Below are 11,244 nucleotides of genomic sequence, written 5' to 3' on the forward strand. Positions count from 1 at the left end.
AGCGTCAATACAGAATAGCCGTGTGCATCATCTGGAAATGTTCCAGAACGGGACCTAATGCCAAAACAGGCAGGAATGTGAGAGCGCCGACGATCACAACCGTACCGATCAGCAGCAGGATGAAGGTCGGCCCGGTAACCGGAAAGCTGCCGGGCCCCAAGGGTACCGATTTCCTGGCTGCCAGATTGCCCGCCAGGGCCAACACCGGAACGATGATCATAAAGCGCCCGGCCAGCATAGCCAGTCCAAGAAGCGTGTTGTACCACGGCGTGTTGGTGGCAAGTCCGGCAAAGGCGCTGCCATTGTTGCCTGTGCCCGAGGAAAACGCATACAAAATCTCGGCAAGACCGTGCGGGCCGGAGTTGTTCAGCCCAGCCACACCCCATTTTGTCATCACGGCCCAAGCGGTAAGGCCGAGTGTCGAAACCACCGGCACAAGGATGCCGATGGCTGCCAGTTTGACCTCGGAGGCTCCAATCTTCTTCCCCAGATACTCGGGGGTACGTCCAACCATCAGCCCCGCAATGAAGATTGCCAGAATAACGTAGAGCAGCATCCCGTACAGCCCGGATCCTACTCCGCCAAAAACGACTTCGCCAAGTTGGATATTGAATAGCGGCACAAGACCGCCAAGTGGCGTAAAGGAATCGTGCGTCGCGTTGACGGCACCACAGGACGCATCTGTGGTGATCGTCGCAAAGAGAGCGCTGTTGAAGATGCCGAAGCGCACCTCTTTGCCTTCCATGTTTCCCCCGGCAGGATCAATCCCTAATGCGGACAGGCGCGGGTTCCCCCCCGCCTCTGTGTGCCACGCCACGAAGACTCCTCCCAAAAACAGCAGAGCCATTGCAATCCAGACCGCCCAGCCATGCTGTTGCGATTTTACCATACGGCCTAAGTAATAGGTCAAGCCGGCGGGAATAAGGAAGATCGAGAGCATTTGCAGGAAGTTCGAGAGCGGTGTCGGATTCTCGTAGGGATGGCTGGCGTTGGCATTTGTGTAGCCTCCGCCATTGGTGCCCAGCATCTTGATAGCCACTTGCGATGCCATAGGCCCCTGCACAATCGATTGAACCGGCGCAGTGGAGCTGTCCGCCGCCGTGGTCTGTACTACGGTGGCCATCGCGTAAGGCTTGAAATTCTGAATCATACCCTGACTGACCAGCATCAGCGCGAGCATCAGGCTACCCGGCAAGAGCAGATAGAGATTAACACGTACGAGGTCAACCCAGAAATTGCCGATAGTTTTCGCCGTTGCCCGCGAGATGCCCCGTACGAGCGCTGCCGCCACGGCAATGCCCACGGCTGCCGAGAAGAAGTTGTGAGAGGCAAGCGCTACCATCTGCGAAAAGTAGGACATCACGGCTTCGCCGGCATAGCTCTGCCAATTGGTGTTGGTGGTGAAGCTGGCGGCAGTGTTGAAACTCAAATGATTGCCGACCGCAGCGAGATGCTGAGAATTCAACGGCAGCGCGTTTTGCAGCCGGAGAATTGCATAGGTAACCATCATCCCTGCCAGACTGAACATCAGCAGCGAGAGCGAATACTGTTTCCAATCCTGTTCGCTCTGCGCATCAACCCGGAAGATCCGATAGAGCAGCCGCTCAACCGGCCCGAGTACCGGCTCCAGATGGGTGCGACCGTCCGGCGTGAGCACGCGGCACAGATACGCTCCGGCCGGTTTCGTCAGAAGTGCGAGGAGCCCGACATAGAGCAGCAGTTGAATCCAACCTGATCCGTTCATAGTGCCTTCTTAGAATTTCTCAGGGTGAATCAGGGAATAGAGCAGGTAGATCATCAGCCCTGCGGCGAGCAAGCCTAACAGAATGTTGGCCATATCATAGCCTCCCGCAGACATCGGCAAACTTGACCATGGCCGCAAAGAAACCGACAGTCAGGAGTACGAAGAACAGGTCGCCGATCACTGCAGGCCTCCGGTTTCCGAACAGCGAAGGGTGAACATGAAGGTGGTTCCCTTGCCGATCTGGCTCTCCACTCGAATTTGTCCTCCGTGAGCTTCGACGATTTCGCGGGCGATGGTAAGGCCAAGGCCTGCTCCCTCCGAGCCGGCAGTGTCCTTGCCCCGGTAGAAGCGGTCGAACACCCGCGGCAGGTCCTCCTTGGGAATGCCGGAACCGTGATCTTGCACCGCAAACGTTACGACTCCTTCGTCCGCAGAGGCCGCCAGCTCCACATTGCCGCCCGGGGCGCTGAAGCGGAGCGCATTCGACAGCAGATTACTGAAGACAAGCGCGATTCGCTGGTCATTTGCCAGCACATGTGGCAGATCCGGCGGTGTTTCCGTGTGCAAAGTCACGCCCGCCTGTTGATAGACCGTCCGTGACCGTTCTACGGCGCGATCCACGAGCTGCTGCGCAGGAACAGGTTTCAAATCGATCGTCGCCTCGCCGGATTCATAGCGGGCAACGTCCAGCAGATCATTCACGATGGAAAACAGCCGTTCGGCATCTTCTCTGGCTGTAGTGACAAGCTCGGATTGCCGGGGATTCAAACCGCCGACGCGTTCGTCAGACAACAGGTGAAGCGCCATACGAACGGACGTGAGCGGGGTTTTCAGTTCATGAGATACCGTGGAAACCATGTCGTTTTCCATCTCAGAAACCCGCCGCAGCCGGGTGACGTCGATAAACATGACAATCAGACCAACCAGTTCCTTGCTTTCCGCTTGAATCGGAACCACACGCGGCAGGAAGAAACGCTCTTTGCCGTCCACAAATGCCTGTTTGATCTTGGGCGATGACATGTCGGACGCGGATTGCCCCCGCGGTGGATTCAAGTTGAGGGATCTTACCCACGGCGCGGACGTCGAATAGATGGTACCGCCGGGATAGACGCCGAGAATTTTGCGCGCGGCGTCATTGACCAGTTCAACAGTGGCATCGGGAGCCATGACCACGACCGCGTCCGGCAGGTTATCCAGTACAAGCTGAGCGCTTTGCTGGCTGCGGGTAAGCTTCGCTTGTTCGCCGAGCTTCAGCGCCCGGAGTTGAGCAGCCATATCATTGAAGGCTCCAATGAGCTGCCCGACTTCATCTCGATGCTGGTGGTGCAGCACCAAGTTCAGGTTTCCCTGCTGCACCTCGCGGATGGAGCGCGTCAAGGTGCTCAACGGTTGCAAAACGGAGCGTCCCGTGACATAGAGCAGACCCAGAGCAAGCAGCATTCCGGCGGCAATCAGGGCATACGTGATCCGCTTCCCCTCCTCCGCCTGCACCTGTGCTTGGCCGTCTACCGCAACCATGTTGCCGAGATTCATGTCGCTGATGTGCTGCGAAAGGTCATGAATCCGGGACACCAGCGGCTGCAACTGGTCCGAATAAACGGCGCGGCGCGCCGACTCAGGTGAAGCGATTCGGTAGAGTGCCGGATAGCCGTCCGTGAGTTGCTGCCACGCGGTGGTGAGAGCGCGCACAGAGTCCGCCTCGCCCAGCAAGGTGATGTTGCTGCGTTCACGTGTGAGATGCTGCTCAAAGATCCGGCTTTCGGTCTGGATGGCTGCCAGAGTATTCTCGGGCTCATGCCAGATCGTTTCCTGGAGCGCCATATTGATCTTGCTCAGGGCGGCTTGCATCCCTTCACAATAGACCATGCTTTGGTAGTTCTCGCGCAGCACCCGCTGAAGCGCATCGCTGTATGAATTAATGACCGACATTCCAACAACGCTGACAATGATCGCCACTGCGAGCAGGCCGGCGAAGCCGGCGATGAGTTTGTTTTTGAGTGTAAACATGCCGTGCTATATGGCGAATGGTATGCCAAGGATTAGCCGTACTTGCTCTTGCTTCCAAATCATAGAGTTACGCCCACAACAACGCCCTCCCACAGTGGGGAGGGCGTTTCAGATTTCAATGGCTGAAAAGCCGGGGATTGAATTTTGAAATACAATCACTCACTCAAGACTGGAGGAGGGCTTAGGGAAGGGGACTACCGGTCGAATTACTACCGACCATTGGCTGGCAACCGGCCCAAGTAGCTGAATACCACCTCACGTCCGGCAGGCGAAGATTGTTCCGAGCTTGCCGCCCATGAGTCCCAAACCCAGAACGCCCAGGCCGTGCAATCGCGCTGCTCCTGAATTCAATGCGCCGCAGCTAAATGAAGAGAGTCGTGGCTGCCGAGGAGTCCGGCCATGTGCTACGGCGGCGGAAGGCCACGCGGACCGTACCCCGTATGAGTCGTGCGATTACGCGGCACACCGTGCCGATGTTCCAGGTCATGCTGTGATCATCCTTTCTTCGTTTGGTCTGCAACCATAGATGGTCATTACGTCGAGGCGCGGACACGGCGCGGCAGAATGGCGCGTGAATGTTTGTCCGCGAGCGTGAGTCTGGCAGAAGGTGCGCCTGCTTTCAGATCTCTCCCGTTCCAGTTGAACCGGCCACCGCGCAGGAGGCAGAAACATGAGCATCCTCAGGTCAGGCAAGATTCACCGGTCAGTGTGTGCGGCAGGGCAGGAAGTTCATGGCCGTAGAAGTCCGCCATCACTCGCATCGCGCCCGCTCCGAGAAGCCGCCACGGATCATGCCTGCCTATTCCGACGACCGCCATTCCGGCGTCGACGGCGGCCTGAACACCGTGCACTGAATCCTCATAGACCAGGCATTGAGACGGCAGCAGTCGCATGTGGCGCGCCGCGCAAAACGGAATATCCGACGCCGGTTTGCCCCGAGTCACCATTTCGATGCTGACACGGATCTCGATGATGGCGGACAGGCCAAGCAATTCAAGCGCCGCATTCGCTTCCGTTAGAGAGGCGTTCGTGGCTAAGGCCAACTGTACTCCGAGGTCCGCGAGGCTCCTCACGTAAGACACCACCGCAGGGATCGCCTTGACATCGCCGGCCCGAAGGTGCGCAAGATACCGGCCGAGTTTCAGCGCGACCAGCTCTTCGGCGGAGCGCGTGCGCCGCGCCGCCGTCAGCAGGTATTTCATTGCATCCACATCGCAGAGTCCGCCAAGTTGCACATAATATTCTTCATCGCTCAACCGATAACTCAGGGAGCGCGCAATTTCTTGAGTGAGCGACTTGTGTAGCGCTTCACTGTCTATGAGCGTACCATCCAGATCGAAGATGACTCCGAGCGGGAACGGCGAATAGTCCATACGGTGCAGGGGGATCATAGTGGAAAGTCCCAGTGTGTTTCGAATTATGGCAGTGCCGGTTCAGAGCTGTGCGAATGATCTTCTGTCTTGCGATTCAAATATACGTATCCCATATTACCGGAAGATGCCGGTCACGTTTCCGTTCGATGATCAGGCTTCATCGCTTTCGTTGTCACGGCGGAAGCGATAGCCCATCGTGCGGACCGTTTCGATCCAATCGCCGTAGACTCCAAGCTTATTTCGCAGACGAACGATATGGACGTCTACGGACCGCAACGTCACGGACGAATTATCGCCGCGAGCAAGGTCCACCAGTTGGTCGCGGGTGAAGACCCAGCCGGGACGCCGGGCCAGCGTCACCAGAATCTTGAACTCGGTAACGGTCAGATCCACGGTGGCAGAGCTGACCCTGACTTCGTGCTGGATCGGGTAGATGACCAGGTCACGGAATTTCAGCACACTGCCAAGATCCGAGCGCGATGTCTGGCGCTTGCGAAGAATGGTCTTGATCCGTGCGGCCAGAACCCGCGCGCTGAACGGCTTAATCACATAGTCGTCCGCACCGCACTCCAACCCTACAACAATATCCACATCTTCGCTCTTGGCGGTAATCATAATGATCGGAATATCCGCAGTCTCGGGGCTGCGCTTCAGGCGGCGGCAGACTTCGAGGCCATCTACTCCGGGAAGCATCAGGTCGAGGAGGATAACGTCTGGGGTGGACTTGCGCACGGCCTCAAGGGCCGACTCCCCGCTTTCTGCGCAGGTGACCAGGTAACCTTCCCGGGTAAGGCTGTAGCGGATGACTTCGAGAATATCATCTTCATCGTCTACCACGAGGATTTTACCTTTGCTGGGTGGCTGTTGGGGGACCGGCGAAGTTGCTGGCATAATCATGTTCATTGACGTTTGTAAATTCCTGATAACTTTTAACCCGGGGCGTCCGGATGCCGAATTGTACTTCCAGCCGTTAAGTTACAATATCAATATGAACTCCGTGTCAGCGCTTGGTTGATCTTCTGTAAAGCCGGATTTCAACGGCCATTTCCGGTCCAAAGAAGAGGGCGGCCATAGGGCCGCCCAGGTATGTCGCCAGCCTGAACACTGGCGTGGCAAAATTAGTTCACGAATTAGTGTTTCGTTACGACCGAGGAAGGAAATACTTACTTGACGAGCAGCATCTTGCGCGCGGCTTCGAAGCCGGGGGCGGACAGTTTGTAGAAGTAGATCCCCGAAGGCAAATTGGCGGCGTCGAAGCTCAGGGTGTGGTGACCCAAGGCGAGGTTTCCATTGACAAGTGAGGCGACCTGCTGGCCAGCCGGATTGAAGACTTTCAGCGTCGCGAAGCCGGATTCGGGCAGGTCAAAGGCAATCTGCGTCGTGGGATTAAAGGGGTTCGGGAAATTCTGGTAGAGCGCGTAGCGGGAAACCACCGCCGAGCCGGTTCCGTTGACGCTTACCGTGCGGGTCCCCAAATCGTTGCGCGAGCCGTTCACGTCCACCGCGACCAGCGAGTAGCCATAGGTATTGCCCTGCTGCACGTCAAGGTCCGTCCACGAATAGCTGTGGCCGCTGGCGGAATTGCCGAGGCCGGCGACCGTAGCGACGGTTCGACCGTCACGGACGACTTCGAAATGGTCATTCTTGCTCTCGGAGGCAGTAACCCAGTTCAACACCACACCGTTGTCGTGCGCGGAGACTTCATACGACTGCAGTTCGACGGCGAGAACGTGGTCGTAATAGCCGAAGATCACCCGCGCAATATCGGTGTTGTCCATGTACGCTCCGCGCCGGGAATCGAAGCGCGTAGCGAGCTGCGAAAAGTACTGGCTGCCCTCGCCCTTGGCGAACAGGGGAATCACCTGATTGCTGTGGTTGCCGCTGTAGAACCACATGCCCGGCACGTGGCCCGCACCGTTATCGACCAACGTGTTGTAGGTGGTCGGAGCGCCGCTGTTGGGACCCCAGAGGTAGCCGGTCTCGTGGTCGCCGGTGACGATCAGCATGGTTTCGTTCCAGTTGCTGTTGGCTTCTACCCAGGCAATAACCGTGTTTACGGCGTTATTGAAATCGGTCTCTTCTTCAATCAGACGGCCATGTTGGTCTGCGTGATCGGCCCAGTCAATGGCTCCGCCTTCGATCATCAGAAAGAAGCCGTTGGGGTTATTGTCGAGCACGTTGATGGCGCCGCGGGACATCTCCGCGAGCGAGGGGACGTCGTTCATCGGAACCGTGAACGGCGCGACGGGATTGTTGGCGCCTTCAGCGGGGATGCGAGCCTGCTGCGTGGTTGTCGCGCACTGGAAAGTACCGCACACGCGTTCCGGCGTGGGGCCACTCTGCAGCGCCTGGAACTCGGCGCGGGTCTGGATCAGATTCCAGCCCAGAGGGTGGGTGCCGTTGACCAGTTGGTTCCACTTGGCCTGACCGCCGACAAAGCTGTAATTGTGGGCGGCGGCAGGAGTGTGGTTGTCGGTGAAGTCGGGATGGCCGGCGCCCATGATGACGTCGAGGTTGCAGCTATCGAGCATTTCGGCGGCGATCTGCGCATAGTTGTTGCGGCTGACATTGTGCGCGGCGAAGCCGGCAGGTGTGGCGTGGCTCCACTCGACGGTGGTGATGACGCCGGCGCTCTTGCCGAGCTGCTTGGCGCGCTCGGTGACGGTAAACAGGCGGTGGCGGTCAAGAGGATCCACGTTGATTTCGTTGTCGCGATTCTTGACGCCGGTGGACATGGCCGTAGCGGCAGAAGCGCTGTCGGTGGGACGGAGCAGCATGTAGTTGAAATTTGTCCATGCCTGAGCGGCGTCGTATCCCGCCGGATCGCCTTGCAGCGTGTTCCAGGAGTAGTTGCTCATGTGCACGCGGACGGGGAAGCTCTCATAGGTCTGGGCGGCACCCCAGTACAGATCGGTGGCGCGAATTTCGTTGTCGCCGCAGCCATCGGAAATCATCAGGATTACATTCTTCATGGCCTCCGCGTTCGCTGAATGGGGAGCAAGGAAAAGGCCGCCCAGCAAAACGGACAGAACAAACATCCGGAACAAATTTTTCATCACGTTTCTCCAGTTAGGTTCACATTCAGACCTGAGTGCGGTACATCATGTTCGACGGTCTTCATGGCCCTAATTTACCGAGACGAGATTTCGCGCTTGCTATCTCATCGTTGCGTGTTGCTAACTGTGGCGGGGCCGAAGAATTTCAATTCCAGTATCATCGCAGGTTTGCAAAGCACTCGCGTTGCCGGGCGTCCCCATTTCATACTCCGGCGCACGAGGCGCGCCTCCCGGCGGCGACCAACAAAAAGAGGGCCGCTCGGCGAGCGCCCTCTGACACCGTCTCGTCCGGCCATTTCTACTTGTGAAACGCGACCACCTTGCAGCGGCCTCCGACCATCGCGACAACGTTCATGAATCGGAATTGGATCTGCTGACCGTCATCGGGTTTCTCGGCCACAATTATCACGTTGCGGTAGGTGGTTTTGCCGGGAAATACGGTCGTCGCGGTGGAATCCCCGACGAACGTACGGATGAAGCGCAGGTTTTGACCGCCTAACGACTCCAATTTGCGGCGGATGGCCAGATGCGAATCACTGACATTCATCAGCCACGCTTCATTCCACGGCAGGCCCGCCTTCAGGCTGTCCGGTGTGCGCGCGAAGATCACATCACGGAATTCCGGTTCAGTAACCATTAACTGCGCCAGTTCATCGGCGCTGGTGTCGTTGAGTGCCTGAACGGCGGCACGCCCCAAATCGTTGAGGGAACGGTAGCCTTGGGAAAGAAGACTGCTGTCGGCACTCATGCGGTTTGTGCCATCATCGAGCGTGCTGCCCGACGGCGCACAGGAAGTGGACATCAGCGCAGTGCTCAGCAGAATTATGATACACATCCCCATCAGACAACGCGCGAGACACCTTTGGCTCTCTCCAGATACCTGTGTCATGTTTCGATTTCTCTTCATACGTTTCATTACCTCGCGCATTGTCTGATGGAGACGAAGTCACTGCACCGGAGCCGCGTAAGACCTCGCGGATGCCTCTTGACGCGGCCCGGTGCTTATCATCTTCCGATTATTGCTCGTAGAAGTCAGGAAATGCCGTCCAGCCTTCCATCCAGTTGTCCGTGGGGCCGCTGAAGGCGCCAACATACGGAACATACTGGAGGCCGATGGACTGCATCGTCGCCGGGGCCGCCGCATTGGACGGGACCAGGCAGGGCGAACCGGCCTGCGGGCGCGGATCGTACGCGTTGCCCGTGCCGCGCGGATTCGTCAGCAGCGGGTTAGCAACGCGGTTGGTGGCGTTGGTGCCGACGAAGCCGCAACCACGGTAGTTGGTGATATCCTGCGTCCAGCCCGTGGGCGCGCAAAGAGTCGAATTATTGATGCACATGCGCTGCGTGGGGCGGCAGTTGGCTTCATCCCATTCCGCCTCTTCCACCCAGAAGTGACCATCGCCGATGCCTGCCGGAGTGCTCGGGTCAATGACTTCCGTCGCTGCCGGACCGTTATCCCAGAAGAAACTGTTGTCGAAAACGGAATTGCCGTTCGGGATGCGGTGATAGTACAGACCATCCACGTCCTGCGACGCCTGCCAGGCGGTGGAACTGTCATCGAAGTCCACGCCGCCATTGCGGCCGAGAGTCACGATGAAGTTGTGAATGTTGAAGCGCGTGCCGCGTCGCAGCATCATATCTGTGCCGGTATTGCCGGTGGGGGTCAGGTCCTTGGCGTGGATCAAGGTGAAGTTGGCCAGAGTCGGGTTGGAGCGGGGCTGATAATCGTAGCCGTTTTCGTAGTTGTCGGCTTCGATGCAGTGGTCGGACTCGGGACCACGAGTCTGAATGACGACAAACTGAGCGTGGCCATTCCAGCCGTCGGTCCAGTCAAAGCCGTCGTCGCCGGTGTTGTGGCTCACAAAGTGATCCACGTTGAAGCAGCCGCCGAAGAATTCCATCTGGTCGTCTTTGCCGCAGGTAGACTCGACATAAGAAACGGTGGTGCCGCGACCGACGCCGTACATGGCCCAGCCATTCAACTCGTTGACGTCATTGAAGCGGTAACCCGCGAACTCGAGGCGCGCATAGCGATAGACGCCGCTGCTTTCACTGTCGAACAACGTATCGGGACGCCCCGCCGGGCCGGTGTCGCCTTCGCCATTGGGAACCACGGGGAACGAACCCGCGCCGTTGGTGCGGTTGTTGTGCGCATGGCCCATGATCGTCACGCCACCCCAGTCGCCGCTGCGGCGCTGGCCGATGGCTCGATTGCTGGTGAGGACGATGGGCAGGTACTTGTCGCCGTACATATAGCACTGGCCGCCGGTGCGAATTACGAGCATGGACAGCGTCGGGTAATTGCCGACAATGGTGGTGCCCTTATCAATGGTCAGGGTCGCGCCGCTGTCCACCCACGTGTACGCCGTAAGCTGATAGACGTTGTTATTCGTCCAATGCTCATTGCCGGTGATGTGGCCGGAATGCTGTGTCCAGGCAAAGGGCTGCCACTGGGCATTCAGCGTCACCGGCTGGCCTTCAAGAATCGTCACTTCATACTGCATCACGGGGCGGTATTCGAGGTAGACGTACACATTGTACGTACCCACCGTCAAATCGCACGCGGTATACGTCCCGTTGGCAAGGGTCTGCGCGTGGAAGGTGACCGTCGTGTCGCTCTGTAATTTGCCGGAAACCCACACGCCCGGCGCGGCAACGCCGCTGGTGTCGGTGATTGTGCCGGTGATGCACCCTGCCGGCACATTGGCCGTTACAGCGTAAAAGTACTTCGCGCCACTCTGCATGGCATCCGTGTAGCTATTGGTGGCCGATACATCATACGGAAAGCTCATATCCACATTGGGATTGATATCCTTGTAGATGTTGTAGCCGATGGCGCCGGGAACAGCTTCCCAGCGAAGAACGATGTCTGTGCCATCCCAGCTTACCGCCAGGCCTTGCGGTGAGCCGACCTGTCCAAAAGACATACTTCCAAACGCGCACAAGAAAATCAGAAGCGCCACACCGTAAAACCATTTCCTTGAAACCATGAGGCATTCCCTTTCGATTATTCATCCACATTTGCACAGCAACCGCCCGGTGAACCTGAGCATTCAGCGAATTT

The 11,244-nt window shown here is 57.9% G+C and carries 9 protein-coding genes; all 9 read right to left on the bottom strand.

What is annotated here, in order from left to right:
* Positions 1-4 precede the first annotated feature (4 nt).
* The 9 genes from kdpA to VGL38_03810 all read right to left on the bottom strand — a co-directional run bounded on the left by kdpA (position 5) and on the right by VGL38_03810 (position 11,107).
* Entirely contained in the window at positions 5-1,744 is a 1,740-nt protein-coding gene (kdpA, locus tag VGL38_03770) for a potassium-transporting ATPase subunit KdpA (GenBank protein HEY3294530.1), read from the bottom strand.
* A 9-nt stretch (positions 1,745-1,753) separates the two neighbouring features.
* Positions 1,754-1,858, bottom strand: a complete 105-nt coding sequence (gene kdpF, locus VGL38_03775) for a K(+)-transporting ATPase subunit F (GenBank protein ID HEY3294531.1) — start codon at positions 1,856-1,858, stop codon at positions 1,754-1,756.
* Between the two features lie 63 nt (positions 1,859-1,921).
* On the bottom strand, positions 1,922-3,751 hold the full coding sequence (locus VGL38_03780) for an ATP-binding protein (protein ID HEY3294532.1): 1,830 nt from the start codon (positions 3,749-3,751) through the stop codon (positions 1,922-1,924).
* Positions 3,752-4,112: 361 nt separating this feature from the next.
* A complete protein-coding gene (locus VGL38_03785) occupies positions 4,113-4,238 on the bottom strand; it encodes a hypothetical protein (protein HEY3294533.1) in 126 nt (41 codons plus the stop codon).
* Positions 4,239-4,431: 193 nt separating this feature from the next.
* The gene (locus VGL38_03790; GenBank protein ID HEY3294534.1) at positions 4,432-5,142 is read right to left on the bottom strand and encodes an HAD family phosphatase; all 711 of its coding nucleotides are present in this window, start codon (positions 5,140-5,142) and stop codon (positions 4,432-4,434) included.
* Between the two features lie 132 nt (positions 5,143-5,274).
* Positions 5,275-6,015: a response regulator gene (locus tag VGL38_03795; protein ID HEY3294535.1), complete on the bottom strand. Its 741-nt coding sequence runs from the start codon at positions 6,013-6,015 to the stop codon at positions 5,275-5,277.
* A 272-nt stretch (positions 6,016-6,287) separates the two neighbouring features.
* Positions 6,288-8,180, bottom strand: coding sequence for an alkaline phosphatase (locus tag VGL38_03800; protein ID HEY3294536.1), 1,893 nt, complete (start codon positions 8,178-8,180; stop codon positions 6,288-6,290).
* A gap of 298 nt (positions 8,181-8,478) precedes the next feature.
* Positions 8,479-8,982 carry a hypothetical protein gene (locus tag VGL38_03805; protein HEY3294537.1) on the bottom strand — a complete coding sequence of 168 codons (504 nt, stop codon included), beginning with the start codon at positions 8,980-8,982 and terminating at the stop codon, positions 8,479-8,481.
* Between the two features lie 214 nt (positions 8,983-9,196).
* Positions 9,197-11,107 (bottom strand): carboxypeptidase-like regulatory domain-containing protein, encoded by a 1,911-nt coding sequence (locus VGL38_03810; GenBank protein HEY3294538.1) that lies wholly within the window; start codon positions 11,105-11,107, stop codon positions 9,197-9,199.
* Between the last annotated feature and the right edge of the window lie 137 nt (positions 11,108-11,244).

This window comes from bacterium, from assembly GCA_036504735.1.
Classification (GTDB): Bacteria; Electryoneota; RPQS01; order RPQS01; family RPQS01; genus DASXUQ01.

Bases quoted from the DNA above. Each gene is read 5' to 3' on its own strand.
- kdpA (HEY3294530.1), bottom strand. From the start codon at position 1,744: ATGAACGGATCAGGTTGGATTCAACTGCTGCTCTATGTCGGGCTCCTC.
- kdpF (HEY3294531.1), bottom strand. From the start codon at position 1,858: ATGTCTGCGGGAGGCTATGATATGGCCAACATTCTGTTAGGCTTGCTC.
- VGL38_03780 (HEY3294532.1), bottom strand. From the start codon at position 3,751: ATGTTTACACTCAAAAACAAACTCATCGCCGGCTTCGCCGGCCTGCTC.
- VGL38_03785 (HEY3294533.1), bottom strand. From the start codon at position 4,238: ATGACCTGGAACATCGGCACGGTGTGCCGCGTAATCGCACGACTCATA.
- VGL38_03790 (HEY3294534.1), bottom strand. From the start codon at position 5,142: ATGATCCCCCTGCACCGTATGGACTATTCGCCGTTCCCGCTCGGAGTC.
- VGL38_03795 (HEY3294535.1), bottom strand. From the start codon at position 6,015: ATGCCAGCAACTTCGCCGGTCCCCCAACAGCCACCCAGCAAAGGTAAA.
- VGL38_03800 (HEY3294536.1), bottom strand. From the start codon at position 8,180: ATGAAAAATTTGTTCCGGATGTTTGTTCTGTCCGTTTTGCTGGGCGGC.
- VGL38_03805 (HEY3294537.1), bottom strand. From the start codon at position 8,982: ATGTCCACTTCCTGTGCGCCGTCGGGCAGCACGCTCGATGATGGCACA.
- VGL38_03810 (HEY3294538.1), bottom strand. From the start codon at position 11,107: ATGTCTTTTGGACAGGTCGGCTCACCGCAAGGCCTGGCGGTAAGCTGG.